The 26648-nt window shown below is 35.6% G+C and carries 25 protein-coding genes and 2 pseudogenes; 13 read left to right on the top strand and 14 right to left on the bottom strand.

Annotated features, from left to right (window positions below; all coding sequences use genetic code 11):
- The first annotated feature begins 25 nt into the window (after window positions 1-25).
- Both AAGD90_RS06500 and AAGD90_RS07270 read left to right on the top strand, forming a co-directional pair.
- Window positions 26-1561: a lysine--tRNA ligase gene (locus tag AAGD90_RS06500; protein WP_010082403.1), complete on the top strand. Its 1536-nt coding sequence runs from the start codon at window positions 26-28 to the stop codon at window positions 1559-1561.
- 618 nt (window positions 1562-2179) lie between these two features.
- Window positions 2180-2341 (top strand): hypothetical protein, encoded by a 162-nt coding sequence (locus tag AAGD90_RS07270; protein ID WP_410529978.1) that lies wholly within the window; start codon window positions 2180-2182, stop codon window positions 2339-2341.
- 280 nt (window positions 2342-2621) lie between these two features.
- On the opposite strand, the gene alaS is transcribed toward AAGD90_RS07270, so the two are convergent.
- Window positions 2622-5255, bottom strand: a complete 2634-nt coding sequence (alaS, locus tag AAGD90_RS06490) for an alanine--tRNA ligase (protein WP_341821870.1) — start codon at window positions 5253-5255, stop codon at window positions 2622-2624.
- A gap of 165 nt (window positions 5256-5420) precedes the next feature.
- Here alaS and AAGD90_RS06485 point away from each other — a divergent pair, with 165 nt between their 5' ends.
- The 5 genes from AAGD90_RS06485 to purH all read left to right on the top strand — a co-directional run bounded on the left by AAGD90_RS06485 (window position 5421) and on the right by purH (window position 9059).
- The gene (locus tag AAGD90_RS06485; protein WP_341821869.1) at window positions 5421-5864 is read left to right on the top strand and encodes a PAS domain-containing protein; all 444 of its coding nucleotides are present in this window, start codon (window positions 5421-5423) and stop codon (window positions 5862-5864) included.
- Window positions 5865-5962: 98 nt separating this feature from the next.
- On the top strand, window positions 5963-6169 hold the full coding sequence (gene rpmI, locus AAGD90_RS06480; protein WP_007548610.1) for a 50S ribosomal protein L35: 207 nt from the start codon (window positions 5963-5965) through the stop codon (window positions 6167-6169).
- A 20-nt stretch (window positions 6170-6189) separates the two neighbouring features.
- Window positions 6190-6555, top strand: coding sequence for a 50S ribosomal protein L20 (rplT, locus tag AAGD90_RS06475; RefSeq protein ID WP_006279340.1), 366 nt, complete (start codon window positions 6190-6192; stop codon window positions 6553-6555).
- A gap of 12 nt (window positions 6556-6567) precedes the next feature.
- Complete coding sequence (gene fmt, locus AAGD90_RS06470; protein ID WP_341821868.1) at window positions 6568-7467, top strand: methionyl-tRNA formyltransferase; 900 nt, start codon at window positions 6568-6570, stop codon at window positions 7465-7467.
- A gap of 80 nt (window positions 7468-7547) precedes the next feature.
- A complete protein-coding gene (purH, locus tag AAGD90_RS06465) occupies window positions 7548-9059 on the top strand; it encodes a bifunctional phosphoribosylaminoimidazolecarboxamide formyltransferase/IMP cyclohydrolase (protein WP_341821867.1) in 1512 nt (503 codons plus the stop codon).
- 246 nt (window positions 9060-9305) lie between these two features.
- Here purH and AAGD90_RS06460 read toward each other — a convergent pair whose 3' ends face one another.
- From AAGD90_RS06460 to AAGD90_RS06425, 8 genes and pseudogenes are all read right to left on the bottom strand, one after another.
- Complete coding sequence (locus AAGD90_RS06460; RefSeq protein ID WP_341821866.1) at window positions 9306-9443, bottom strand: hypothetical protein; 138 nt, start codon at window positions 9441-9443, stop codon at window positions 9306-9308.
- A gap of 195 nt (window positions 9444-9638) precedes the next feature.
- Window positions 9639-10046 (bottom strand): transposase, encoded by a 408-nt coding sequence (locus tag AAGD90_RS06455; RefSeq protein WP_264329790.1) that lies wholly within the window; start codon window positions 10044-10046, stop codon window positions 9639-9641.
- A gap of 19 nt (window positions 10047-10065) precedes the next feature.
- The gene (locus tag AAGD90_RS06450; RefSeq protein WP_341821865.1) at window positions 10066-10587 is read right to left on the bottom strand and encodes a transposase; all 522 of its coding nucleotides are present in this window, start codon (window positions 10585-10587) and stop codon (window positions 10066-10068) included.
- Window positions 10588-10752: 165 nt separating this feature from the next.
- On the bottom strand, window positions 10753-12300 hold the full coding sequence (locus AAGD90_RS06445; protein WP_341821864.1) for a UDP-N-acetylmuramoyl-L-alanyl-D-glutamate--2,6-diaminopimelate ligase: 1548 nt from the start codon (window positions 12298-12300) through the stop codon (window positions 10753-10755).
- Window positions 12275-13508, bottom strand: a pseudogene (metC, locus tag AAGD90_RS06440) (cystathionine beta-lyase). Before metC ends, AAGD90_RS06445 begins: the two are co-directional and overlap by 26 nt.
- A gap of 7 nt (window positions 13509-13515) precedes the next feature.
- On the bottom strand, window positions 13516-13800 hold the full coding sequence (locus AAGD90_RS06435) for a BolA family protein (RefSeq protein ID WP_077188332.1): 285 nt from the start codon (window positions 13798-13800) through the stop codon (window positions 13516-13518).
- 70 nt (window positions 13801-13870) lie between these two features.
- The gene (gene dnaK, locus AAGD90_RS06430; RefSeq protein ID WP_341820438.1) at window positions 13871-15793 is read right to left on the bottom strand and encodes a molecular chaperone DnaK; all 1923 of its coding nucleotides are present in this window, start codon (window positions 15791-15793) and stop codon (window positions 13871-13873) included.
- A gap of 86 nt (window positions 15794-15879) precedes the next feature.
- Entirely contained in the window at window positions 15880-17643 is a 1764-nt protein-coding gene (locus AAGD90_RS06425; protein WP_341821862.1) for an Rne/Rng family ribonuclease, read from the bottom strand.
- 149 nt (window positions 17644-17792) lie between these two features.
- Here AAGD90_RS06425 and rpmG point away from each other — a divergent pair, with 149 nt between their 5' ends.
- The 3 genes from rpmG to AAGD90_RS06410 all read left to right on the top strand — a co-directional run bounded on the left by rpmG (window position 17793) and on the right by AAGD90_RS06410 (window position 19544).
- Window positions 17793-17993, top strand: a complete 201-nt coding sequence (gene rpmG / locus AAGD90_RS06420; protein ID WP_010082633.1) for a 50S ribosomal protein L33 — start codon at window positions 17793-17795, stop codon at window positions 17991-17993.
- A 25-nt stretch (window positions 17994-18018) separates the two neighbouring features.
- Window positions 18019-18294: a helix-turn-helix domain-containing protein gene (locus tag AAGD90_RS06415; RefSeq protein WP_010082632.1), complete on the top strand. Its 276-nt coding sequence runs from the start codon at window positions 18019-18021 to the stop codon at window positions 18292-18294.
- A 308-nt stretch (window positions 18295-18602) separates the two neighbouring features.
- The gene (locus AAGD90_RS06410; protein ID WP_264373782.1) at window positions 18603-19544 is read left to right on the top strand and encodes an IS5 family transposase; all 942 of its coding nucleotides are present in this window, start codon (window positions 18603-18605) and stop codon (window positions 19542-19544) included.
- Window positions 19545-19776: 232 nt separating this feature from the next.
- On the opposite strand, the gene AAGD90_RS06405 is transcribed toward AAGD90_RS06410, so the two are convergent.
- Entirely contained in the window at window positions 19777-20658 is an 882-nt protein-coding gene (locus AAGD90_RS06405; protein WP_010962934.1) for a zinc ABC transporter substrate-binding protein, read from the bottom strand.
- Here AAGD90_RS06405 and AAGD90_RS06400 point away from each other — a divergent pair.
- From AAGD90_RS06400 to AAGD90_RS06390, 3 genes are all read left to right on the top strand, one after another.
- Complete coding sequence (locus AAGD90_RS06400) at window positions 20650-21390, top strand: metal ABC transporter ATP-binding protein (RefSeq protein ID WP_038199232.1); 741 nt, start codon at window positions 20650-20652, stop codon at window positions 21388-21390. The two genes, AAGD90_RS06405 and AAGD90_RS06400, sit on opposite strands and share 9 nt — an antisense overlap.
- On the top strand, window positions 21387-22817 hold the full coding sequence (gene ubiB, locus AAGD90_RS06395) for a 2-polyprenylphenol 6-hydroxylase (RefSeq protein ID WP_070356945.1): 1431 nt from the start codon (window positions 21387-21389) through the stop codon (window positions 22815-22817). Before AAGD90_RS06400 ends, ubiB begins: the two co-directional genes overlap by 4 nt.
- Window positions 22818-23180: 363 nt before the next feature.
- Window positions 23181-24040 (top strand): IS630 family transposase gene (locus AAGD90_RS06390; RefSeq protein ID WP_341821861.1). Its coding sequence is split into 2 segments (ribosomal slippage): window positions 23181-23505 and window positions 23505-24040, totalling 861 coding nucleotides; the frame shifts between segments, so codons are not numbered across the junction.
- Between the two features lie 55 nt (window positions 24041-24095).
- Here the strand turns inward: AAGD90_RS06390 and AAGD90_RS06385 are convergent.
- The 4 genes and pseudogenes from AAGD90_RS06385 to AAGD90_RS06375 form a co-directional block, all read right to left on the bottom strand.
- Window positions 24096-24928: pseudogene (locus tag AAGD90_RS06385) on the bottom strand (IS5 family transposase).
- 177 nt (window positions 24929-25105) lie between these two features.
- Window positions 25106-25417, bottom strand: a complete 312-nt coding sequence (locus tag AAGD90_RS07265) for a transposase (protein WP_022626381.1) — start codon at window positions 25415-25417, stop codon at window positions 25106-25108.
- 191 nt (window positions 25418-25608) lie between these two features.
- Window positions 25609-25917 carry an IS630 transposase-related protein gene (locus AAGD90_RS06380; RefSeq protein WP_341821860.1) on the bottom strand — a complete coding sequence of 103 codons (309 nt, stop codon included), beginning with the start codon at window positions 25915-25917 and terminating at the stop codon, window positions 25609-25611.
- A 216-nt stretch (window positions 25918-26133) separates the two neighbouring features.
- Window positions 26134-26634 (bottom strand): hypothetical protein, encoded by a 501-nt coding sequence (locus AAGD90_RS06375; protein WP_341821858.1) that lies wholly within the window; start codon window positions 26632-26634, stop codon window positions 26134-26136.
- Between the last annotated feature and the right edge of the window lie 14 nt (window positions 26635-26648).

Genomic DNA, 26648 nt, shown 5'->3' with positions numbered 1-26648 from the left:
TAAGATACATTATTTAATCCCGATAATGACAAATTGGCCATTTCAAGAAGCAGAAAAAATATTGCAAGAGTTTCCTAATAAAAAAGAAATAATATTTGAAACTGGTTATGGACCCTCTGGTTTACCCCACATAGGAACCTTTGGAGAGGTTTTCCGCACTACAGTTATTGTAAATGCATTAAAAAAAATAGCTCCTGGTATAAAAACCAAAATCATTGCAGTTTCAGATGATATGGATGGTTTGCGAAAAATACCAGATAATGTGCCAAATCAAGAGATGCTAAGAGAGCACTTAAATAAACCATTGACTATGATACCTGATCCATTTGGCACTCATCAGAGTTATGGTCATCATATGAATTCATTGTTGTGTAAATTTCTTGATATGTTTGAATTTGAATACGAGTTCAGGAGTGCAACAGAGTGTTATAAATCTGGCGTTTACGATGAAAAACTTTTACTCTTACTGAAAAATTATGATAAAGTGATGGACGTAATGCTTCCATCATTTCGGGAAGAAAGACAGCAGACTTATAGTCCATTCTTGCCAATATGCCCAAAAACTTCTCAAGTTTTACAAGTTCCAGTAATTGAAACAAATACAGAGAAAGGAACAATCACATATGAAGACCCAAACGGGGAAAAAATAGAAGTTCCAGTGACAAAAGGAAAATGTAAACTGCAATGGAAACCTGATTGGGGAATGAGGTGGGCCGCATTTGGAGTAAATTACGAAGCTCACGGAAAAGATTTAACTCCATCTGCTGTGCTTTCAAGTCAAATATGTGAAATACTTGGAGAAAAGCCACCACTTCTGTTTTGCTACGAGCTTTTTCTTGATAAAGAAGGAAAGAAAATATCAAAATCAAAAGGAAATGGCATTTCAATTGAAGAGTGGCTAACTTACGCACCAACAGAGAGCTTAGCATTGTACATTTTTCAGAGTCCTAAAAAAGCTAAACGTTTATATTTTGATGTGATACCAAAATCAACTGATGAATATTTAGAATTTGTAAAGCGTTATCATGAGAACAAAGAAAAGGATATAAATAATCCTGCTTGGCACATTCACCAGGGCAATGTTCCCAGTATAGAAACTTCAGGCATAAATTTCTCACTACTTTTAAACCTAGCAGCAGCTTGTAATGCTGAAAACAAAGAGATCCTATGGGGTTTTATATCCTCTTATGCACCAAACGTTACACCAGAAAATAATAAAATGCTTGATAGACTTTCAGACTTTGCAGTAAAGTATTATCACGATTTTATCAAGCCAACAAAATCATATAAAACTCCAAATGAAAAAGAAAAAGCAGCGTTACTAGATTTGAAGGACACTTTACATTCTCTATCTACAACTGCTACTGCTGAAGAAATTCAATCTCAGGTATTTTCTATTGGAAAAAAATATGATTACACCAACTTACGTGACTGGTTTCAGCTATTATATGAAACGTTACTTGGCCAAAAAACCGGTCCAAGAATGGGATCTTTCATAAAGCTTTACGGAATAGGTAATACGATTTCTCTCATAGAAAGCGCTACTAAATGTATACTTTAGAGTTTACCTCCTTTCATTTGAGCTCTTTAGTTTTAATAAGAATTCCTTGACAAACTCCGCTAGCCCCCTTATCATGAAACTGAAGCTATTGTATTTGCTTTCGCCAATCTGCAGATTAAAAGGTAAGGATTACTTAATGTATCGGCGTCTTATGTTCAATTTTTTGCAGTATATAGATACTGTATGTCTTTACAAAACTTCATCTACATCTAGATTTTTATCTAAATAAGCTGAACGCGCTTATAAAGCGTTACAAGACATCAAAAAATGCCAATACTCGACAGAGATAGTAAAAGACTAGCTAACTCGGGGATTCTTTGTCTTTTTTTCTGCTTAGTAAATTTCTTAAACGTTTGCAGCGTAAGTTAGTTGCAATTAAAAGCAGCTGAATTTCGCTTGTCAAGCGTTTAAAACATAAAAAACGCCAATATTTTAAAGCGGATAATAACCACGGGGCTTCTTTTGCCTTTTTTTCATTTGGTAAATTTCTTAATATTTATGGCTAAACGACAATCGTCATCCCGCTGCTTGTTAGCGGGATCTCTTGTTAGCGGCTGAGATACCGCGAATGAATCGCGGTATGACGGTTCGCGGCGGCATGACGATAAGGTTTATACCTTGTCATCCCAGTGCTTGACACTGGGATCCAGCTTTCTTTATAAATTCGCCAAAAGTGCTTCATTCTATAACGCAAAACCCATACTCACCAAATCCAATGCATTACTTGCAATTAAGTTTCCTGGATCCCAGTGTCTGGGCACTGGGATGACACCATCATAAAGGAATCAGTGTCAGCTACTTTCATGACACCATTCTTTTTCCTGGATCCAAGTAGTCGAGCTACTTGGATGACAGCTAGCCTGACAACCGTCATCCCGCTACCTGTTAGCGGGATCTATGCTAAGAGATACCGCGAATGAATCGCGGTATGACGGTTTGCAACGGTATGACGGTTCGCGGCGGCATAGTAATTCGTCATCCCGCTGCTTGTTAGCGGGATCTCTCGTTAGCGGCTAAGAGATACCGCGAATGAATCGCGGTATGACGGTGTAGACGATGGTTAAGTATCCCGCTGCTTGTTAGCGCCGCGGCGGTATGACGGTTCGTGGTGGTATGACGTAGAGTGCTTAGAAGCTGTTATTTTGCTATAAATGGCTGTAATGGCATCATCTATTTTATTGCTATCACAGCCTTTTTGTGCAAGTTCAGCATTCCCACCACAGTTCTTTTTAACTGCTATGGATATTAGTTCTTTTGCGCTAATCTTATTGATTAAGTCTTTACTTACTTTAATAATCAAGACTGTTTTATCTTTTTCTGTTGCCGTAAAAGCTATTACCGTTTTTGGTTTTTGTTGCTGCAAAACAAACTCTCTTATTACATTTGCTGGAATATCAGTGAAAGTGTGGCTTACAAAATTTATTCCATTTATTTCGGTGCTTTTTATATTCTCTGCACTCACAAGCTTTTTATATAGGTTTTTTATTTTGGTTTCGGATTTTTTGTGTTCTTGACTTAAAATACTTAATCTGCTTGTTATTTCACTCACTGGCGCTTTTACGAATTCTGCAACTTTTTTTAAGTTAATTTCATTATCACGTACATAATTGATTGCTTCCTGACCAGTTAAAGCTTCAATTCTCCTCACTCCAAAAGCAACAGAACTCTCTGTTACTATCTTAAATAAACCGATTTCTCCAGTATGTTCAACGTGCGTGCCACCACACAGTTCCCTTGAATCTCCAATCTTCACTACTCTTACTTGATCGCTATATTTTTCGCCGAATAACGCCATAGCTCCTTCGTCTATTGCCTGATTCATGCTTTGAATTTTTGTAGATGCGGAAAGATTTTCTCTGATTAGAGAGTTTACCATATCCTCTACCCAAAACAACTGATCTTGAGTCATTTGAGTGTTATGGCTGAAGTCAAATCGTAACTTATCCGGTGCAACTAGGGAACCTTTTTGAGTGACATGATCACCCAAGATTTTTCTTAATACAAAGTGCAAAAGGTGTGTAGCTGAATGATTTCTCCTTAAGGTTTGCCTTCTTTCCTTGTCAATGCTTGCTGCAACTGTGTTACCTTTACAAATTGAACCGAACTTAACTATGCATCTGTGCAAATATAGGTCATTAACCTTATTGGTATTCTCGACTATAATAATACTTCTATCAGATTTGATCAGACTGCCAGCATCTCCCACCTGTCCACCTGACTCGCCATAAAAAGGTGTTTTATCAAGTATAATGGTTATCTTTTCTCCCTCCTTTGCAGAATCAATTACTTCATTTTTAGAGGAAACTATAGCTAGTATTTTCGCATCACTTACTTCATTGAACTCATAACCAACAAATTTTGTTTTGCCAAATTTATTGATCAAATCAAACCATACTTGCTCAACAGATTTTTCACCAGATCCAGCCCATTTAGCACGTGCTCTCTCTTTTTGTTCTCCCATTGCATCATCAAAACCCTTCTGGTCAAAATTTATTTTTTTCTCTTTTAAAATATCGAGTGTAATATCCAAAGGAAATCCGTAGGTGTCATATAGCTTAAACGCTGATTCTCCAGGCAAAGTATCGCCTGGTTTTAAATCTGCAGTGAATTTCTCCAGGAGATTGATACCTTTCATCAAAGTGTCTTTAAAGTTTTCTTCCTCTGATTTTAACGTCGTTTCTATTAAGCTTTTAGCTCTGACTAATTCAGCTCCCATATAAGCCGAACTCGTGCTATCTATCAACACTGGAAAAATACGATGGAGTAGGGAATCATTATATCCAAGCAGGTGAATATAACGCGCGGCTCTCCTAATTAATCTGCGTAATACGTAATTCCTGCCCTCATTTCCAGGAAGCACTCCTTCTGCGATGAGAAATGCAGCCGCGCGAAGATGATCTGCTACGATCTTATGCGCTATTTTATTTTCCGTTCTTCCACAGTACTCCCGTGATTTACTTATCAAAGCAGAAAATAGATCAATATCATAGTTATCATGGACGTTTTGCATAACAGCCGCTATTCTTTCAAGGCCCATTCCAGTATCGATGCATTTTTTTGGCAATTTGTGTAAATTACCTTCTTCATCTTTGTTAAACTCCATGAATACCAGATTCCAGATTTCAACAATTCTATCGCCCTCTTGTAAATTAGGACTCCCATGGTCATAAAAAATTTCAGAACATGGACCGCACGGACCAGTGCTTCCCATACTCCAAAAGTTATCATCCGTTGTAATTCTTATGATTTTATCACTTGAAAAGCCACTTATCTTACGCCAAATCTCGTACGCCTCATCATCAGTATGGTAGACGGTTATGGATAGTCTGTTTTTATCAAGAGATAACTCTTTAGTGATAAATTCCCACGCAAATTCTATCGCAGTTTCCTTAAAGTAATCACCGAAGCTAAAATTTCCGAGCATTTCAAAAAATGTGTGATGCCGAGTTGTATAGCCAACATTTTCCAGATCATTGTGTTTACCGCCTGCTCTTAGGCACTTTTGACTTGAGACAGCACGTTTCATTTCAGTTTTTTGAGCACCAGTAAAAATATTTTTAAACTGCACCATACCAGCATTTGTGAACATGAGCGTTGGGTCATGTTCTGGAATCAAAGGAGAAGAAGAAACCTGCTCGTGGTCATTATTTACAAAAAATTTTATAAATCTTTCTCTGATTTCGTTTAGCTTCATCGTTTTTATTGAGGTTATCTATAAATAATAAGTTGTAATGGAAATAAAATCAATACCACTCTCTAGATCTCAGAACTTCTAGTGACATGCACCTTGTGGTAAGAAAAAATCAATATATTCACGATAAATTTACCTCATATCTGTGTTTTATATGTGGAAATTGGAATGGAAATTTATGTAGGCAAAGAAAAAAGAATAGCAAATGTGGTGACTCAACACTGGAATGACATAAAAGGATCAGACAGAGATTGGCCAGAAAGGCATGAAATAGACACTGCAGAAATAATGGAATCATGGCAGCATTGTTTTGTCATTGAAGTCAAGGATCAAGGTTATATTTATGAAAATGCAGGAGAAAAGGCTGTTGAATTCTATGGTTTTGAGAAAAAGACGCGCATTGATAATAAGTATGCAATTGATGCACCATTTTTGCGACTATATAAAATAGATGCAGTTATTGATAAACTTGATACTGTAATAGAGAGTAAATGCCCGATCAATGAAGAGGAAGAAAGTGAAAGTGTTAAAATGAGGCAAGTATTGTTGCCACTTGGGAATAAAGAAGGTATAACACACATATTGGGCGTAATTACTTTTAAACTCCTTTAATATACAATTTTAATTTGATTCTTTAATAAAATTATTTATACTAATGCTTAATTACTATTAAAGAACTCAATAGTAGTGCTTGTAAATTTATTTGGAATATGAAGAAAATAAAATTAAAAACCAAATCTTCTGTGAAAAAGCGCTTTCACCTTACAGCTAAGGGTAAAGTTATTTCTACTCAGTCAGGCAAAAGGCATGGCATGGTAAAGAGAAGTAAATCTAATATTCGTAATCAGCGCGGTACAACGATTCTTGGTAAATCTGACTCGCGTATAGTTAAGCTTCATATGCCTTACGGTATTTAACAAAATGGAGGTAAAATAAAATGGCTCGGGTAAAACGTGGAGTCACTACTCACGCTCGTCATAAAAAAATATTGAAACTGGCAAAGGGTTATAGAGGGCGCGCAAAAAGTTGTTATAGAATTGCATTACAAAGAGTTGAAAAAGCACTGCAATATGCTTATAGAGACAGAAGAACCCGTAAACGTGATTTCCGTAGCTTATGGATAATACGTATTAATGCAGCAGCAAGAGAGCATGGGCTTACTTATGGTAGGTTTATGCATGGTCTTACACTTGCCGGCATTGATTTAAATAGAAAAATTCTTGCTGAGATGGCAGTTAATTATAAGGATGATTTTGCCAAATTAGTAGAAACTGTAAGTGGTAAATTAGCGGAGAATTCTTAAAGCAAAAACACCATGAGAATTATTTTCATGGGATCACCAGGATTTGCTGTTAATTCTCTGAGCTTGTTACTGAAATCAAAGAGCGAAGTGGTGGCAGTATACACCAAGGCTCCAAAACCTTCGGGGCGTGGACAGAAGCCAACGAAATCTCCAGTACATGTTATCGCTGAAGAAAGTAACATAGAGGTATGTACTCCTATCTCTCTAAAGTTTTCGGCAGAGCAAGAAAAATTTAGAAATTTCAAACCAGACGTTGCAGTTGTAGTCGCGTATGGGTTGATACTTCCAAGAGAAATTTTGAATATTCCAAAATATGGTTGTATTAATATTCATCCTTCATTACTACCAAGGTGGCGTGGTGCAGCCCCGATACAGCACACAATTTTAGCAGGAGATCAAGAAACCGGGGTTAGCATTATGCAATTGGATGAAGGATTAGATTCCGGCCCTATTTTAAAACAGGAAAAATTTCTTATCGAAAAGAACGATAATTACAAGACATTGCATGATAAATTATCTAAGCTAGGCAGTGATTTACTGCTGAAAGTGCTAAACGAAATTGAAAAACAGCTTCCCTTAAAACAGAACGATAACAATGCATGTTACGCTGACAAAGTGGAAGACTATAAAATTTATGCAAGTGATGCCTGTGAAGTTGCTTATAGAAAGGTTAAAGCGTTTTACCCAAAAGCATTCATTAAGATAGAAAATAAACGTATCAGGATACTTGATGCTGACTTTGAAGCTCTCGCTTCAGAACAAGGTAAGATTGTTAACGATAATATGCACATAAGTTTAAAAGGTGGCACTTTAATTCCTAAAGTTGTACAAATGGAAGGGAGAAATCCTTGCAGTATTGAAGATTTTATTCGTGGCTTGAAATCAAGCATGGTAAAAAAATTTATAGAATAGACTGCTTTAAATTAGTGTAGAAATGTAATAGCTAAATTTCCTTTTCTTAGATATAATCTTAAAAAACTTTCCATATAAAAATGAAAATAAAAAGAGCTTTAATATCAGTATACGATAAAACGAATATAATTGATCTTGCATCGTTTTTAACGCAGCAACAAATAGAAATTCTTTCAACGGGCAATACTTATAAAGTGCTATCTAGTGCAGGAATAAAAACACAAGAGGTCTCAGATTACACACAATTTCCAGAGATACTGGGTGGTAGAGTGAAAACTTTACACCCTAAAATTCATGGAGGAATACTTTATGATCGAGAAAAGCATAAAAAGGAAGTGCAAGATCTAGGTATTGAGCCAATAGACCTGCTTATAACTAACCTATACCCATTTTGGGAGACAGTAAGTAGCGGCTCAAATGAAGAGCAAATTATAGAACAAATTGATATCGGCGGAGTGGCGTTAATTAGAGCTGCAGCAAAAAACTTTCGTTTTACTTCAGTTATTTCTAGCATTCAAGACTACGAAGCACTAAAAGCTGAGATGATAAAAAATAACAATGAAACAACATTGAAATATAGAAAATATTTAGCAACCAAAGCATTTGCTCTCACTGCACACTACGATTCTAATATTCACAGTTGGTTTTTATCCCAGAGTAAAAATAATGAGTTGCCAGAGTTTTTCGCACTATATGGGCATAAAGCACAAGAATTAAGGTATGGTGAAAACCCTCATCAAAAAGCTGCATTTTATAGCAATCAATTCACCAAATATCCGCTGGAAAAAATACATGGAAAAGAGTTGAGTTATAATAATATAGTAGATATAGAGTCCGCACTTAACATAACTTCTGAATTCGAAGAGCCTGCAGCAGTGATAATAAAGCACAATAACCCATGTGGCGCTGCTGTTAGTAATAATGCTTTGGAGGCATATGAAAAGGCTCTATCATGTGATGAAGTAAGCAGTTTTGGTGGCATAGTTGCCTTAAATCGGGAGATAGATTTAAAGCTAGCAGAAAAATTAAACGAGATATTTTTGGAAGTAGTGATAGCACCATCGGTAAACAATGAGGCACTAAAAATTTTACAAAGAAAGAAAAATTTAAGAGTGATTATTCATAAATCTTTTCAACAAAATGTGAAATACCAAACTAAAAATGTTGTTGGTGGGTTTTTGGTGCAAGAAAATAATGACCACACAATAAAAGCAGAACAAGTAACAGAATGCACTGCAACAGACAAAGAAAAAAAAGATCTTATTTTTGCCTGGAAAATATGTAAGCATGTGAAATCCAACGCAATAGTTATAGCAAAAGATGGTTGTGCTATTGGCATCGGTGCAGGGCAAACAAGCAGAATAGATAGTGTGAACATTGCAGTGAAAAAAGCAGGTGAAAAATGTAAAGGTGCAGTGCTTGCTTCAGATGCATTTTTTCCATTCCCAGATAGCATAGTAGAAAGCGCAAAACATGGAATTACAGCTATAATTCAGCCCGGTGGCTCGCTAAAAGATCAAGATGTGATAAAAGCTGCAAATGAAAATAAAATTGCTATGTTTTTCACTGGCGTTCGCAGTTTTTTCCATTAGGCTTTGTGTCTTATCGTCATACCGCCACAAACCGTCATACCGCGATTCATTCGCGGTATCTCTCAACATAGATCCCGCTAACACGTAGCGGGATGACGGTTGTCAGCCAAGTAGCCCCCTATGATGTCATTCCAGCGCCCCTATGATGTCATCCCAGTGCCCCCTGTAATGTCATCCGAGTAGCTGACACTGGGATGACACCCTCCTAGTAGAAACGCTTTTGTAATTGCAACATTCGTGCAATCTTTAGCCATAAACATTAAGAAATTTACCAAATAAAAAAAGGCAAAAGAAGCCCCGTGGTGGTTGGCTATTTATAGCCTTTCTTATAATAGTCCGAATGCGATAAGATATGTGTTTATGGCTATAGCAGGCCAGTAGCATATTACGGTCTGTTCGGATTATTGTAAAAAGAGCTATAGCTTGACTACTTGGATCTATTTTTTTCTAGATTCCAGCGCCAGCGTCACGCACATAGCTGTACGAACATTGTTTGCCAAGGAGGGTGTCATCCCAGTGCTTGACACTGGGATGGCTTTGTTGCATCGCTCTTCGGATAGTAGGTAACGCACAATAAATTTATGAAGCTATCTCAAATTTAGCCATACCAATATCAGTGAACTTATTGAGCAAATAGTATTTAACAAGTAGTTCCTTCTCTCTATTTGTCTCAGATTTATTCCTAAAACTAAACCCGAATGTTTGTTTCAGTCGCGAGAAAAAACTTTCTATATAAGATCTTTTTCCATAACTCATCTCTTTTTTCCACTTCTTTATACTATCTTCATCATATGACTTTATGAGCTTGACTGCAGAATTTCTCTCAGCCATATAGTCTAACTTTGGATGCTCTGCTGCGTTGTTTTTCGGAGGAATTTTCGTTTTTATACCATATTGATTACACAGCTTATAGAGCTTTTCTCTGTCATATGCCCTATCTGCATATAGTACTTTTATGACATACTGAAAATCGACTTCTTTTAGCAAATCACAAGCTCCATAGTGATCAGCCGTTACTGTATTTTACAGCTATGGCTTTTTTGCTGTTTTTATTCAACATTACATGCAATTTTCTTGTCTGTTCATAGCTGCGATACTTTCTATCTTCGCTATTTTCTTTGCTATGACCAGGAGTGTTGTTGTATATACTAATTCCTGTACTGTCTATAGCAATTTCGATATCTTCCATATTATTTTTATCAATTCTGCAATCATTGATCTTAATATTGAGTTTCTTAAACCTTCTTGATGATTGTGAATAGCTGATAACTTGCAAATTTTTCCCAATTTGCTCAAGGTATCCTGCTATAAACCCAACTGTTTGCCTCAGGCCTATTCTAAATAAACAAGTTATTATGTGCACCAAAATTACAATTTTATCGCTATAAATATTGTTGCCACCTGGTATTTTTGGACCATTCTCGTACCACTTTTCTATGGCTTCGTTGATATAATGAAAAATATTTCCTCTTTTTTCTAGAAATTTGTTATATTCGCTATGGTTACTGACCCTCATTTTTTGTGGCATATTTTTTCTTTCAAGGTTAAATGGCTATTTTATAATGAATTTTGTCAGTAGCCACCAGATTTTTTCAGTTGCTATGCAACAAAGCCATCCCAGTGTCAAGCACTGGGATGACATCACTTTTGCTTCAATATTCGCACATTAGCGGAGGTAAGCCCATTGCGAAAATCAGTATGTTAAGGCATGATTTTTAATAACCTCAACATCGCTAAATTCAAAAGTTTGGTTGCCTATAATTTGAAATTTCTCATTTCCCTTTCCTGCAACTAGCAGAATCATACCCTCGTTATAGGCAATATCTACGCCTTTCTCTATAGCTTCTCTCCTACCTCCTATCTCCAGTGCATCAGGGCAATGTAGCAAAATATCGTGGCGAATTTTTGCCGGATCTTCATCACGCGAATTATCATCTGTAATTATTACTTTATCTGCATACATTTGTGCTATTTTGCCCATTTCTGAACGTTTCGTCTGATCGCGATTTCCACCGCATCCAAAAACTAGAATTATTTTTTTGTTGATATGCCATTTTAAAGACAATAGGGCTTGTTTAAGCGCACTTGGAGTATGAGCGTAATCCACGAATGCAAAAGGTTTCACTTTTTCCATTCTTCCTGGTGGAGAAACGAGTTTTTCTACGCATATTTCTCTGTAATTTAATCCAGATATACCAATTGCACATAGCAGATTATATGCTTGAAATTTTCCTAAAACTGGGAAAAATGTATTGTAAATTTGGTTATCAATTTTTACTGTAAGATGTTGACCATTAGGGGTTGATGTTTGCTCTAATAAAGTAATATCAGAGCCTTTTTTTCCATAAGTCACAACTTTATTACTGCGTTTTTCAGCTATTTTAAGCAATGCGCCGTATTCATCTATATCCGCATTTAAAATCGCTGTTTTTCCTTCTGGTAATACTTCGTAAAATAACCTTTTTTTAGTTTCTAAATATCCACCAAGACTTTTATGGTAATCTAAATGATCTTGCGAGAAATTAGTAAAAGCTGCAGCACTCAACTTTAATCCATGGATTCTGTATTGATCAATCCCATGACTTGATGATTCCAACACTAAGTGTTCTACACTTATACCACGCAATGTTGCGTAAAGGTCTTCTGCACCTGGAGTGGTAAGGCTGTTGCTATTACCTTTTCTGCCATTATTGATGCATGTTCCAAGTGTTCCAATAGACGCAGCATTATAGCCAGAGTTTTGCCAGATCTGGCGGCAAAATTCTACTACTGAAGTTTTACCATTTGTACCAGTTACAGCAGCAACATATTTGGGCTGTTTGAATTGATAAAACCTGCTGACTATTTCGCTGTATATTTCTTGAGGGTTTGGGTGTTCAAGCACTGCAAAGCTCGAAGTATCTGTCATTCCAGTGCGTGACACTGGAATCCAGTTTTTATTATACAATTGCCTAGTGTGCTCATTTGCAATTAAATTTTCTGGATCCAAGTAGTCAAGCACTGGGATGACATCTCTCTTGGCCCCTTGTATCACAACGTCTACATAGTTGTGTACGTAACACTGTGATTCAGTAGGAAGGATATGGATTCCAGTATCGCATGTTGCGTATTCTTTACTCCTTTCTGACACACAAACAAAAAGATAACCTTCCTTGACTCTCTTGGGATTACATGTAACGCCCTTGATTTCAATATCAAAGTTAACATCAATAATGTTATGCAGTAATTCTCTCAGTTTCATCTGCCAGCTTTGATATTCAAACATGGCAGTCTTGCTAGTGCAGCATTTAAATCAGAGATCAAATCCTCAGAATCTTCTAGTCCACAAAATATCCGCATGAAACTTCCACCATAATCTGAATTCATTACAGATCTTGACATAGATCTACGATCTATTGGTAATATCAAACTGTCGCACCCTCCCCAAGAAGCACCAATACTAAAAATTTTCATATGATCAACCATGCAGCTTAGTTCTTCACATGAATATTCTCTATCCAGTATTATACTGAATACGCTACTTGCTCCTTTGAAGTAACTTTTCCATAATTCGTGTTGAGGATGGGAGGGAAGTGCTGGGTACAAAACTTTTTTGATTTTTAAATGTTTTTCTAGCCACTTTGCCACTTCCATTGCTGTATTTTGGTGCCTTTTTATACGTGTGTGCAGTGTTCTTAGTCCCCTATGTGCAAGGTAGCAGTCGTGCGATTGAATGGTTACTCCATAATTTTTATAGCTCTCATAAAGCAATTTAAAAGTTTCACCTTCAGCAACCATAGCTCCCATCACTAAATCTGAGTGACCGGCTAGATACTTTGTCACCGCATATAGTGCAACATCAACTCCATAATCAAGCGGCTTAAATAACAAAGGAGTGGCCCATGAATTGTCACAAACGGTCACAATTTTATGTTCCTTAGCAACTTTTACTATATGCTCTATATTCGAAATCTCAAACGTTACAGAACCAGGAGTCTCGATCATTATCAATGAAGTATTACTCTGAATTAAATCAGTTATATCCTGTGTTGGATCATAAAAAGTTACTTCTGTTCCTCTTTTTGGTAGCTCATTTTCTGCAAACCTCCTAAGCCTATAATAACTATTATCTTGAATTAAAACGTGCGAGCCTGCTTTAGCGAAAGTTAGAATAGCAAAAGTAAGTGCAAATAGTCCGGAAGGATAAATAAGCGCTTGTCCACTCCCTTCAATTTCAGCCAGTGCATTTGAAAGATAATGAACAGTAGGAGTACCAACATTACTGTAGCTATAATCCCTTGCAACACCATCATTGATTACATCGTATATACTTTCTCCATTTGCTGCATTTAAGTAGTCCTTGTAAGTAGGGAATAATATGGTAGAAGAATGATAAACTGGCGGGTTCATGGAACCTTTATAGTCATTAAATTTTCTTCCTGCTTTAACTAATATAGACTCTTCCTTCACATTTTTATTATTTATTTTTTAAATTGTACTCATCTTGCGTATACAAGTGAAGAGAAATTGCATGTATTAGCTCTATCTCACCCTTCAATAACTCATAAATCAACTTGTGTCTTTTTAGAACGCTCATTCCAATAAAGCCGTCAGATATTAATATTAATTTAATGTGCGAAGGTAATGTTGAAGATGAAGCAAAATAATGATCAGCATGCTTTGCTGATTCATCGATAATGTTGATATCAATTACATCTATCGAATCGCGTATCTTTTCTTCTATTGTTTTAATAATATCCATAATGGTTTCTTTAAGCAACAATATGCTCCTCTTGTCATCCCAGTATCAGCTACTTGGATGACAATCGCAATTACTTATTCTCTTCTTTATTATCTATGTCTTGATAATCAGAATCTACTACTTTTTCCTCTTTATCATTTGGATTTCCTTCTGATGAAAAGCCATTTTCAGCACTATTTTGTTGAGATGCTTGATACATAGCTTCTCCAAGTTTCATAGATAATTGAGAAAGATTAGTGACTTTCTGCTGTATTGAATCAGCGTCATCAATGTTATCAGATTTACTAACTTCTTTTAATTCGTTAACTGCATTTTCAATAGCAGATCTATCTTCTGGTGAAACTTTATCACCATACTCTGTCAGAGACTTTTCTGTAGAATGGACTAAGCTATCCGCTTGATTCTTCACTTCAATAAACTTTTTGCGCTTTTCATCTTCTTGCGCTTTTTCTTCAGCTTCTTTTACCATGCGATTTATTTCATCATCAGATAAACCACCTGAAGATTGAATGCGTATTTTTTGCTCTTTTCCAGTAGCTTTATCTTTTGCAGAAACGTGTGCTATTCCATTTGCATCTATATCAAATGTCACTTCAATTTGTGGCCTTCCGCGCGGAGCAGGAGGTATCCCTTCCAAACTAAACTGACCGAGTAGCTTATTATCAACTGCCAGTTTTCTTTCACCCTGATGCACCTTAATTGTAACAGCTGTTTGGTTATCTTCTGCAGTTGAAAACACCTGAGATTTTTTAGTAGGAATTGTAGTATTACGCTCAATAAGTGGAGTGAATACTCCTCCTAGAGTTTCAATACCAAGAGAAAGTGGGGTCACATCAAGTAGTAACACATCTCTTACATCACCTTGAATGATCCCCGCCTGTATTGCAGCTCCAATTGCTACAACTTCATCAGGGTTAACTCCTCTATGTGGATCTTTGCCAAAGAATTCTTTAACTTTCTCTATGACTTTTGGCATACGAGTCATGCCACCAACAAGAACCACTTCGCCAATTTGACTAGCAGATAAACCAGCATCCTCAAGAGCTTTTTTACAAGGAGCCATAGTTCTTTCGATTAAATCATTCACTAAGCTTTCAAGTTTTGCTCTCGTTAATTTCATATTTAAGTGTTTTGGACCACTTGCATCAGCTGTAATAAACGGTAGATTTATTTCCGTTTCCATTGCACTTGATAATTCAATTTTCGCTTTTTCAGCAGCTTCTTTGATTCTTTGCATAGCCATTGGATCATTTTTCAAATCAATGCCATTACTTTTCTTGAATTCATCTAGTAAATAACTCACTACTCCATTATCAAAGTCTTCACCTCCAAGATGGGTATCACCGTTTGTTGCTTTCACTTCGAAAACTCCATCACCTATTTCAAGTATTGAAACGTCAAATGTACCACCACCAAGGTCATATACTACTATTGTGTGCCCATGTTTCTTATCAAGACCATAAGCAAGTGCTGCAGCAGTCGGTTCATTTACTATTCTGAGTACATTTAATCCGGCAATTTTTCCTGCATCTTTTGTTGCTTGACGTTGAGAGTCGTTGAAGTATGCTGGCACTGTTATCACAGCATCTTTTACTTCCTCTCCAAGATAAGCTTCTGCTGCCTCTTTCATGTTTTGTAGTATAAATGCACCAATTTGACTAGGAGAATATTCTTTATTATCAGTTGTTTTAACCCATGCATCACCACTTTTTGCTGCAAATACTTTGTATGGTACACTTAGATTTTTCACCTCAGGATCACTATATTGACGGCCTATTAATCTCTTAGTAGCAAAAAAGGTATTACTTGCATTGGTGGTTGCTTGCCTTTTTGCTGGAGCACCAATCAACCTTTCTCCTGAAGAAGTCAATGCAACTATAGATGGAGTAGTTCTTGCCCCTTCTTTATTTTCTATTACCTTTGTATCCTTGCCCTGCATTATTGCAACACAAGAATTTGTTGTTCCGAGATCTATGCCTATTGCTCTTCCCATAATGAGTACCCCATTGTAAATATTATCTGATATAAGAATATATAAGTATAGGGCTCATTAATTACAAGCCCAATTTAGGTTTCTAATTAGTTATTAGAACTTAAAAGGCGCGAAAGCCACTTAGTCAGCCAAAAATTGCCTCGTAGTTTATTTGAATTATCAGCTTCTTCATTGCTGCTATCCCCAATTTGGTATCCAGAGTTCTGTAATGGCTTATAACCGTTTAAATTAACATCATCTCCTTGTTTTAAAACAAATGTATTTACATCTAAACTGTTATCAATACTAACGTTCAATGTAATATTAAACTCTTTTTCGATTGTAGAAACTGTATTGCGTTTGTTATTAAAAATGTGCGCTATAACTGCACTGTGTGCTACTAAATCAAAAGACTTATTTCGATTCTTGTTAGCAATATGTTGTAAATCCCTTAGTATTGATGAAACAATTACTTCGTTTGATTTTACTCTTCCAGTACCTTTGCAGTGTAAACACTCTGTAGTATTAATTTCTTGTATGTTTGGTTTAATTCTTTGTCTTGAAAATACCATTAAACCAAAGTCATTTATGTAGCTAAATTGAACTTTAGCTTTATCATCTTTAAACGCTTGCTTTATAGCAGACTCAACAGCTCTGCAATACTGATATTTCAACATATCAATAAAATCGACTACTATTAATCCTGATAGGCCCCTAAGATTCACCTGTCTTGATATTTCAGGTACTGCTTCCATGTTGGTTCTATAAGCTGTTTCTTCTATGCTATCTTCTCCTGTCATCTTTCCTGAATTTACGTCTATTGAAACAAACGCCTCAGTTAAAGTTATTATCAAAGACCCACCAGATGGCAATTCTACTCTATTGCTATATAACTCAGAAATTTGATCTTCGATTCCGTAGCAAGTAAAGATCGGAGCATAACCTCTATACAATCTATAGCGCAACTTACTACCTTTTAGTGCATTGTTAGCATATTGCCTAACTGCCTCAAAAGCTTCCTTTCCAGACACTATAACTTCTATACCATCGCTACAAAAATCACGAACAGATCTCATAATTACATCTGCTTCATTGTAAATTAATGATGGAACGTTTACAGAGAAGGCATTTTTTTGAATGCTCTGCCATAATGAGGATAAGTAATTGTAATCCTGCTCAATTTCTTTCTTATTTTTTCCTGAACCAACAGTTCTTACTATTAAACCTGATCTTTTTGGCAAGTTTATTGAACTCAGTATCTCCTTTAACTGCTTTCTGACATTAGCATCTTCAATTCTGCGGGACACTCCACCTTTGCTCATGGAATTTGGCATGAAAACACAGTATCTACCCACTAAAGTTATGTATGTTGTAAATGAAGCTCCTTTATTGCCTCGTTCCTCTTTAGTTAGCTGGACCAATACTTTTTGATTTACTGAAATAACATCTTGTAATTTGTATTTTTTATATAAAGGTACCTCTCTTACAAAACCACTACCTGATCCGTTGACATTCTTACTAGCTGCAGAATCTGAAGAAACATTTGCTGAGGCTTCTTCTATACAATCGTCATTTGAGTAGCCCTCAAAGATAGTTTCCTTTTCTTTTTCTGGAATGTTGAAGTAATCTAGAGATATCTCGGAAAAAGACAAAAAACCTTGCTTATTTTTCCCATATTCAATAAATACGGCTTGCAAAGAAGGCTCTATACGCTTTATATAAGCAACGTATATATTACCTCTTAATTGTTTTTTTTCCTTGAATTCTTGTTCAAATTCTACAACCTTGTTATTAATTGACAAGGCAACTCTTACCTCATTAGAACAGATAGAATTTTCTATCAATAATACCCTTTTACCACTATTTGTCACTTATTTACCGTTTGCTTTTTATTCTGAAGTTAACTTTATGCTACTTAATGCACTGTTGATTGTCAAGGATTTTGCAATCTGCATTATTCGATTGACTTTTAGTATTTTGCGTAATAAACTCGCATAGAATTTATTATATCATTATAAGTATGGCGAAAAAAAATGCTTCTTTGCTCGTTAAGTTAGTCAGCACTGCAATCAAGATAACAAAAACTGGTGAAGAAAAATCAACTGGCTATTTTTATGTAAAAAAGCGTAATCCAAAAAAGCTCACCAAAAAACTGGAGTTTAGGAAGTATGACCCAGTAGTCAGAAGGCATGTGTTATTTAAAGAAGAAAAACTAAAGTAATTTTTTTATAAGGAATTTTATTATTATGCAAAATTTACAATTAAGTTATCCTATAATAGTAGAGTTGGGGGATGTGAAAGATACAAAACTGAAATTAATAAAGGTCATTGCACAATTAATAAGTAAGAAGTACACAACACAGAAAAAAGCAGCAAACGCTCTAAAGATTGATCAACCTAAAGTATCTCAAATCAATAGGTCAAAAATCGAAGGGTTCTCCTTAGAATACTTGCTTAACTTATTGATTGTATTGGGCCAAGACATAAACGTAAGAATAAAGCATAATTCTAAACCTGCATAATATGGTATCCGTTCAGCGGAGTGGCAAAATAAGGTAGACAAGATAAATCAATCTCGGTGTCAAGCACTGGGATGACAAGGTATAAACCTTATCGTCATGCCGCCGCGAACCGTCATACCGCGATTCATTCGCGGTATCTCTAGATCCCGCTAACAAGTAGCGGGATGAAGGTTATCAGGCCAGCACCCCTACGATGTCATCCCAGTGCTTGACACTGGGATGGCTTTGTTGCATCGCTCAAGTGAAAAGAACTGGCAGTTACTGACAAAATTCATTATAAATAGCCATTTAACTGTTGAAGAAAAAATATGCCACAAAAAATGAGAGTCAGTAACTGCCATGAATATAACAAATTTCTCCAAGAAAGAGGAAGCATTTTTTGTTATATCAATGACGCCATAGAAAATTGGTACGAGAATTGTCCAAAAATGCAGGGCGGCAACTATATTTATAGTGATAAAGTTGTGATTTTGGTGCATATAATCGTCAGTTTCTTTAGAATTGGTTTAAGACAAACAGTCGGGTTTATAAAAGGGTATTTGCAACAAATAGGAAGAGATTTGGCAGTTATCAGCTATTCACAAGCATCAAGAAGGTTTAAGAAACTTAATATTAAGATAAATGATTGCAGAATTGATAAAAATAATATGGAAGATATCGAAATTGCTATAGACAGTACAGGAATTAGTATATACAACAACACTCCTGGTCACAGCAAGGAAAATAGCACTGACAGAAAATATCGTGGCTATGAGCAAACGAGAAAATTGCACGTAATGTTGAATATAAACAACAAAAAAGCCATAGCTGTAAAATACAGTAACGGTGTCTACTCTGATCACTATGGAGCTTGTGATTTGCTAAAAGAAGTTGATTTTCAGCATGCCATAAAAGCACTATATGCAGATAGAGCATGTGATAGGCACAAGTTTTATAAGTTGTGTAACGAATATGATATAAAGACAAAAATTCCACCAATAAACAATGCGGCAGAACATCCAGAAATAGATTATATGTCTGACAGGAATGCTGCTATTAGGTTAATAAAATTATACGGTGAAGATGGCATGAAAGAATGGAAAAAAGAAGTAAATTATGGGAAAAGATCTTATATTGAAGGGTTTTTCTCAAGATTAAAGCAAATATTCGGATTTAGTTTTAGGAATAAATCTGAGATAAATCGAGAAAAAGAACTAAATGCTATTTGCTTAATAAATTCACTGATATTGGTATGGCTAAATTTGAGATAGTTACATGAATTTACCATAAATCACCATCTCATAAAGTGTGATGCAACAAAGCCCACTGGGATCCAGGAATTTTATTAAGTTAGTAAGCATAAAAGCAGCCATTTTATGTTAAAATACAACGTTTTGATGATTATGAAAAAGCTGGATTCCAGACTGGAATGACACCATTTGTTGTAAACTCACTTCTTCTTGATTTGTAGAACAATAAAACAGTAAGCTAAAAGGGAACTTATTACTCAACAAAACAAGACTTAAAATTTTGTGCAATGCTATTGATTATAGCTAGATATGCATCTTTTCCAGGCTCTATGTCTGATCCAATAGGATCAAGAACTACCATTTTTGCGTCATTAGAAAGGGCGTTAGGCTTTATGCTATCTTCCTGTGAATGAGCAAATATACATTTAACGTTTTCTTCCTTCATTATCTTTTTTAGCTTCATTAAACTCTTCATACCTATGTAAGAATCCTCTTCTATGGAAAGAATAGCGCTTGGATGATTTAGACCGAAATATTTTTCAAAATATTGATAAGCATCATGAGTAACGATGTATTTTTGATTTTTAAAATCATTCAGTTCTTTCATGATTTCTTTTACTTCTTGGTCTATTTTTTTTATAGCTTTTGTTGCATTAGAACTGTATCGATGGGAATTTCCTTTATCTATGTCAGACAATGTTGCACTTATAGAAAGTATCATGCTCTTTGCATTTTCGGGACTCAGCCACATGTGTAAATCTTTTTCATCTTGAATGTGAGTGATTTTTCTAGAAAATGAATGTGGCCGAGTAGGAAGTAGGTTGATTGCCTTTGACAATTGCACTAGTTCTTTATTATTTTTGGCGAAAGTTTGAACAAACGTCTCTAAGTTATCGTCAACATAAAATATAACGTCACTTGATTCTAAATTACTCGCATCAGATGGCTTTAATATATAATTATGTGCAGATGTTGCATAGCCAAGCAATTCCGGTTCTAAAATCCCTTCTGTAACAGAAGCTACAAGTGAGTGGATAGGTTTGATTGTAGCTACAACTTTTAAATTGGATGAAAAGGCAATATTATAGTATAGTGTAAGTGAAAGTAATAGAAAAAAAGCCAGTAAATGTCTCATATAAACGTTGAGAAGAAGTTAAATTTTGTCAATAAATTGAATAATGTCAATAATCGTGTTCTAAAAATAGAAAATCTTGCTCTCGCATATGATGGTAAAAGAATCCTTGACAATATCAATATGTTCATGGAAAGAGGAGACATAATTACAATACTTGGTCCAAATGGTGGAGGTAAAACCTCTTTAGTGAAAGCAATTGCTGGTATAAATAAAAATTATACTGGAAATATTGTGTTAGCTGAGAACACAAAAATTAGCTACATGCCGCAAAATTTTAGTATTAGTAATTTGATGCCAATAACAGTTGAATATTTTCTTTTAAATAGCTCCTTGAAAAGACTAAAGAAAAATCAATCCATTATTACAGAAACGATAGAGTTGGCTGGTATCGGTAACATTTTGAAAAATCAAGTGTTAGAAATTTCTGCAGGGCAAACACAATTATTACTGCTTGCACGTTGTTTAATTGCAGAGCCTGACTTGATCATTCTAGATGAACCAGTTAGTGCAATGGATATTAACGCGCGGGCTAAATTTTATGATATTATAAATAAAATAGCAAAAAAACGATTGGTATCGATTCTTATGACTTCTCATGATCTTAACTCTGCTCTACCATCCTCAGATTACATAATTTGTATAAATAATACTATCTATTGCCAAGGCAAGCCTGATGAGATTATGAAAAATAGAACCCTAAATGAAATATTTAGCAGTTACGCAGCGAAATGATTCAAAATATTTTGCGTCTTCTGCACATAACTACGGTGCTGACGCGTTACAATATATTACCTTATTTACTTCCACCATCAAAAAAATCAATAAATAAAATACAAGGCCACAAGCTAAAGTGTGCTCTTGAAAAATTAGGTCCGGTGTTCATTAAGTTTGGGCAGTCTATCTCATCACGTACTGATGTTTTAAATGAGGATATAACAAATAACTTGTTATTGATATGTGATAGATTGCCATCATTTTCACATAAAATAGCAGTTAAAACTATAGAAAGTGAGTTTAATTGTAAATTGAGCGACATTTTTTCAAGCTTTTCTGAAAAGCCAATTGCAGCAGCATCGATTTCTCAGGTGCATAGAGCGGTTACAACTGAGGGTAAGGAAGTTGCTGTGAAGGTTTTAAGGCCAAATATTGAGAAAACATTCTCAAGGGATATAAAAATGCTTTCTTGGCTTGCAGAAATTGCAGAAAAATTTAGCGAACAATCAAAAAGGCTGAGGCCAATTGAATTAGTCAAAACTTTTGCTGAAATTTGCCGATTAGAGTTAGATCTACGTTTTGAAGCTGCTCACTCTTCGGAACTAAAGGAAAACACAAAAAATGACAGAGGTTTTTACGTACCTGAAATAGATTGGAATAGAACTTCGAAAAAGGTTTTAACATTAGAATGGATAGAAGCAACGCCAATATACGAAGTTGAAAAACTGAATAATCGTAAGCAAATAGCTATCAATCTTATAGAATCGTTTTGCAATCAAGTATACAGGGATTGTTTTTTTCATGCTGATATGCATCCTGGAAATCTAATGGTTGATAGTAATAACAATATTATTGCCCTGGATTGTGGAATCATGGGTAGAATAGATCGTGAGACATGCTATTACGTTATAGAGATACTCAAAGGCTTTTTAAATCGGGATTATGATCACGTTGCAAAAATGCACTTTAGGGCTGGTTATGTTTCATCACAGCATAGAAATTTTGTCACAGCTTGCAGGGCAATAGGTGAACCCATTATTGGGCAGCCTATACAGAAGATTTCATTTGCTAGTTTACTTGCTCAGCTATTAAAAATAACTGGTGATTTTGATATGAAAGTTCAAACACAATTGTTATTGCTGCAGAAAACTATGATTTTACTGGAAGGGACATGTAGAAAGATCTACTCAGAAATCAATATGTGGAAAGTAGTTGAAGCGTGGATAAGCAGTCAACATGAAAATAAAATAGGGTATAGGGAAAAAATTAGAAGTTCTTATCCTGTAAAAACAATCCAAGGGATATTTAGCCTTATAGAAAAATTAAACCTAATAGCTGATAAAAAATTAGAAAACATCCAAATTAAAAATAAATCAAATGGAAAAGTCTATTTTTTATTGTGGTTTGTAATTATAATTCTAATCGTTAAACTTTTAATTTCTTAAACTATGGGAAAAAACTGCGTCAAATCCAATTTTTATTCAACTTAATTTTTAATCTGCAGGAGCCGAGTTGAGAATGTCCAATTTTCCACTTTCTTTATGTATCTGTTCAGCAGAGTGGCAAAATAAGGTAGACGAGAAAAGACAACTATAGGAACAAATGGGTGTCATGCCAGTGCGTGACACTGGCCTCTTGTTTCAATGTTAAACAAAATACCATAGAATTCAAAAAGACAATTCCTAGAAAATTTCTACATCCAAAAAAGGCATAAGTTATGTTAATGCTGTTTGAATGAGATGATATAGCTCTTTCCACAGAAGTCCGGATATGATAAGATTAAGGATAGATGGCGATAAGGAGGTTGGATGCCGGCAGCATATAGTTATGATTTAAGAAAAAAAGCAATGGAAGCACTAGACGAAGGGGAAAGCAGAGAAGCAGTGGCAGCAAGATTTAAAATTGGACGAACTACTTTGTGGGAGTGGCAGCAAAGAAAAAAAGAAACAGGCGACTTTCAGTCAAAAAAACTCAGTAATGGAGGTTACAATCAGAAAATTATCGACTGGAATAAGTTTATCGAATTTGCTAAAAAACACGGTAGAAAAACTCTGTCGGAAATGGCTAAACTTTGGGGCAACGTTAGTATCCAAACGATCCACCGAGCTCTCAGAAAAATTGGATTTACGCGCAAAAAAAGACATATGGATACAAGGAAAGGAACGAAGAAAAACGTGCTGAATTCTTAAAAATTATAGCAACAAAAGAACCAGAAAACTTAGTGTATATAGATGAGTCTGGGATTGATAACACGGAGGACTATCCATATGGGTATTGCCAGAAAGGACAGCGATTTTATGCCCTAAAATCTGGAAAAAAAACTCAACGAATCAGCATGGTTGCAGCCTTAAGTAGAAGAAAGATAGTTGCTCCATTAACATTTGAAGGCCACTGTAATATGGATATTTTTAATGGATGGTTTGAGCAATTTTTGGCACCGATCTTAGAACCTGGACAAACTGTCATTCTTGATAATGCTACTTTTCATAAGTCTGATAAGCTTATCAAGCTCGCTAAAGGAGTCGGTGCAGAAATTTTGTATCTGCCGCCTTATTCTCCAGATTTTAACAAAATTGAGCATCATTGGTTTGCTATAAAAAACAGAGCCAGGAAAAACATTCCTCTATTCGAATCCTTTCGTCGTGCTGTTGATTCTGCCTTCCTATGACCTATTCGGACTATTATGAGAAATGCCATATGAGGTTGTCCGGAAACTAGTAAATTCAAGCATATTCCCTCTTTAACATAACCCTACTCATAGCTAGGTATATGAAATTCTCAGTGGATGTTGTGAGTAAATCATACTCCTTCGATAGCCTTCTATTCCTATTAACCCAAGCAAAAGTCCTTTCTACAACCCATCTTCTTGGCTGTACTTTAAACCCTTGTTCTCTTGTTGGTAGTAGCTCAGGTGGCGTATCTTTGTGCACCCAAAATCTACATGGAGGCCTTTTAACAATTTCAATATCTATGTCATATTCTTCCTTTATGTGATTCTTTAAATTTCTTCCTTGGTATCCCATGTCAGCCCACATTTTTTTAACTTTAGTATATTTTGTTCTCATATTGTTTAATGCTATTTTAATACCATCTCTATCATTTTCGTTAGCAGCGCCTACGTAACAACCTAGTATAAAACCCTGAGTGTCTGTAATTATATGCCTTTTTCTACCCTTTACTTTTTTACTTCCATCATAGCCTTTGATCCCCCCTTTTCTGTAGTCTTTACAGATTGACTATCTACTATACAGGCACTCGGCTGCTCATTCCTTCCTATTTTTCTTCTACTATATTTTGTAATTTCATAATTCATTTTCTCAAAAATTCCCTGCTTCTTCCATTGCCTGAACTGCTCATACACAGTCTTCCATAGCGGAAAATCATTTGGTAAATACCGCCATTGACACCCTGTACGCAATACATAGAAAATTGCTTCTAATATTTCTTTTTTGCTATACTTTTGCGGCCTTCCTCCTTTCTTGTATGATACTCTGAAGTGTTTTTCTATTCTTGCCCATTCCCTTTCGCTTAGATCTGTTGGATACTTTTTTCTCATCTTTACCACGTACTAAAATTTCAGATATTATAGCCTTTTACTTGTTTCCGGACAACCTCTATAAAGATAAGCCAAATTTTTACAAAGAAAACATTTCAAGCAGCAAGACACCTTTGATTGAAAGAGAGCACCAAATTTATGGGGTGAGTAACTGCGCTATTTCAACTATAGTATTTTCTAAAACGAATGATAAACGTCTAAAATGGTATTACCAACTAAAAGGTGTAAGTCTGTACATTGATGCATTAGAGGTCTGAGGCAACTTTTGATGGTGTGCCAACAATGCTCTATCGGATTTAGATCAGGTGAATATGTTGGAAGATAAAGCAAATGACAGCCAAAAGACTCTATTAATGACTTTGTTTTGGGAGTTTTATGGAATGTAGCATTATCCATAACTATGGTTGTATCACGCTGTAATTGTGGAAGTAATCTTCGCTCTAACCATACATTAAATATATCTTTATTACACCCTCCTGTGAAGGTCATTGGTGCAATAAACTTCTCATCCACCTATTATACTCACTCTTTCCCGCTTTTTTCCTGGAACATCAGCATATATTTTTTCTCCTCTTGGAGCTCGTGCATATTCTCGGTATAGTCTATTATCAACTCCTGCTTCATCTATATATAAAATGCTACAGTGGTCTATTTTTGAGACTTTATCGATAAATTGCTGCCTATCTTCTTGATTGCGCTCTTGATAGAATGTGACTTTTTTTAAAGGTTATTTTTAGCTGTCTTAATCTATACCAAATTGCACTTATCCCAAAGCCAAGGTTTTGTTTCATTTCTGCTAGTGTGTGATCTGGGTGTTTTTTGACATATTCTTTGAGTATTTCTGGATCTATTTTTCGAATAAAACCAGTACTTTTTACCGCTTTGAGACCTTGGCCAGTAGCTTTCTTTTTTAGCCATCTATATAGTGTTGCTATCCCTATCTCAAAAACCTCTGCAACTTCAACCTTTGACTTTCCTTTTTCTACCAAAGACACTGCTTTTTCCCTTAAATCTACACTATATACCATCGCTTTCCCTACTTTAAAAAAACATATTATACCTTTATCATTCGCTTTTGAAAATACTATAGTTAGCGGAATGACGGTTTTTCAAATTGTCGGTAAATCTAAGTCAGTTTAGCTATAATTTCCTAAATTTGCTCACAATCTCTTGACTTGACACATATGTTTTTTTCCCAAATGTTACTATCTTCCTCCTTTTCCTTTCTCAATTTGTGCAACCATTTCCTTTACATTTGCATGCGTGAGAAGGGAATTTTTGCTGACATGAGATTTTGGATCAGATTTTGCTGTTACGTGTTTCGTTGCAGATCTTTTATTCTCTGTTAGAAATGAATGAGATTGTTTTTTCTTCACACCGATATCCGCTTGTGCTGCTGGAGTGGTTTTGCTTTCAGCAAGCTGTACATTAGCATTTCCTTTTGCTTGATTTTGCTCAAATTTTTCTTTTAATGCCTTTACTTTACTGCCCATCTCGCGATTAGCTCCTCCTTTCATAGTAGCTGCTGCTACTTTTGGTATCGCCTTACCAGCAGCTTTTTGTGCTGATTTCCTATTGTCTTGATTTTCAGATTTTAGTGGTACTCTTTCAGCTGATTTTTTAAGAATTACTCCTACTATAGCCTTTCTTATAATAGTCCGAATGCGATAAGATATGTGTTTATGGCTATAGCAGGCCAGTAGCATATTACGGTCTGTTC

The sequence above is a fragment of the Wolbachia endosymbiont (group A) of Ischnus inquisitorius genome, assembly GCF_964026985.1.
Lineage (GTDB): Bacteria > Pseudomonadota > Alphaproteobacteria > Rickettsiales > Anaplasmataceae > Wolbachia > Wolbachia pipientis.
This window is presented reverse-complemented; position numbering and strand designations above follow the sequence as displayed.

Bases quoted from the DNA above. Each gene is read 5' to 3' on its own strand.
- AAGD90_RS06500 (WP_010082403.1), top strand. From the start codon at position 26: ATGACAAATTGGCCATTTCAAGAAGCAGAAAAAATATTGCAAGAGTTT.
- alaS (WP_341821870.1), bottom strand. From the start codon at position 5,255: ATGAAGCTAAACGAAATCAGAGAAAGATTTATAAAATTTTTTGTAAAT.
- AAGD90_RS06485 (WP_341821869.1), top strand. From the start codon at position 5,421: ATGGAAATTTATGTAGGCAAAGAAAAAAGAATAGCAAATGTGGTGACT.
- rpmI (WP_007548610.1), top strand. From the start codon at position 5,963: ATGAAGAAAATAAAATTAAAAACCAAATCTTCTGTGAAAAAGCGCTTT.
- rplT (WP_006279340.1), top strand. From the start codon at position 6,190: ATGGCTCGGGTAAAACGTGGAGTCACTACTCACGCTCGTCATAAAAAA.
- fmt (WP_341821868.1), top strand. From the start codon at position 6,568: ATGAGAATTATTTTCATGGGATCACCAGGATTTGCTGTTAATTCTCTG.
- purH (WP_341821867.1), top strand. From the start codon at position 7,548: ATGAAAATAAAAAGAGCTTTAATATCAGTATACGATAAAACGAATATA.
- AAGD90_RS06460 (WP_341821866.1), bottom strand. From the start codon at position 9,443: ATGCTACTGGCCTGCTATAGCCATAAACACATATCTTATCGCATTCGG.
- AAGD90_RS06450 (WP_341821865.1), bottom strand. From the start codon at position 10,587: ATGCCACAAAAAATGAGGGTCAGTAACCATAGCGAATATAACAAATTT.
- AAGD90_RS06445 (WP_341821864.1), bottom strand. From the start codon at position 12,300: ATGAAACTGAGAGAATTACTGCATAACATTATTGATGTTAACTTTGAT.
- AAGD90_RS06435 (WP_077188332.1), bottom strand. From the start codon at position 13,800: ATGGATATTATTAAAACAATAGAAGAAAAGATACGCGATTCGATAGAT.
- dnaK (WP_341820438.1), bottom strand. From the start codon at position 15,793: ATGGGAAGAGCAATAGGCATAGATCTCGGAACAACAAATTCTTGTGTT.
- rpmG (WP_010082633.1), top strand. From the start codon at position 17,793: ATGGCGAAAAAAAATGCTTCTTTGCTCGTTAAGTTAGTCAGCACTGCA.
- AAGD90_RS06415 (WP_010082632.1), top strand. From the start codon at position 18,019: ATGCAAAATTTACAATTAAGTTATCCTATAATAGTAGAGTTGGGGGAT.
- AAGD90_RS06410 (WP_264373782.1), top strand. From the start codon at position 18,603: ATGCCACAAAAAATGAGAGTCAGTAACTGCCATGAATATAACAAATTT.
- AAGD90_RS06400 (WP_038199232.1), top strand. From the start codon at position 20,650: ATGTCTCATATAAACGTTGAGAAGAAGTTAAATTTTGTCAATAAATTG.
- AAGD90_RS06405 (WP_010962934.1), bottom strand. From the start codon at position 20,658: ATGAGACATTTACTGGCTTTTTTTCTATTACTTTCACTTACACTATAC.
- ubiB (WP_070356945.1), top strand. From the start codon at position 21,387: ATGATTCAAAATATTTTGCGTCTTCTGCACATAACTACGGTGCTGACG.
- AAGD90_RS07265 (WP_022626381.1), bottom strand. From the start codon at position 25,417: ATGACCTTCACAGGAGGGTGTAATAAAGATATATTTAATGTATGGTTA.
- AAGD90_RS06375 (WP_341821858.1), bottom strand. From the start codon at position 26,634: ATGCTACTGGCCTGCTATAGCCATAAACACATATCTTATCGCATTCGG.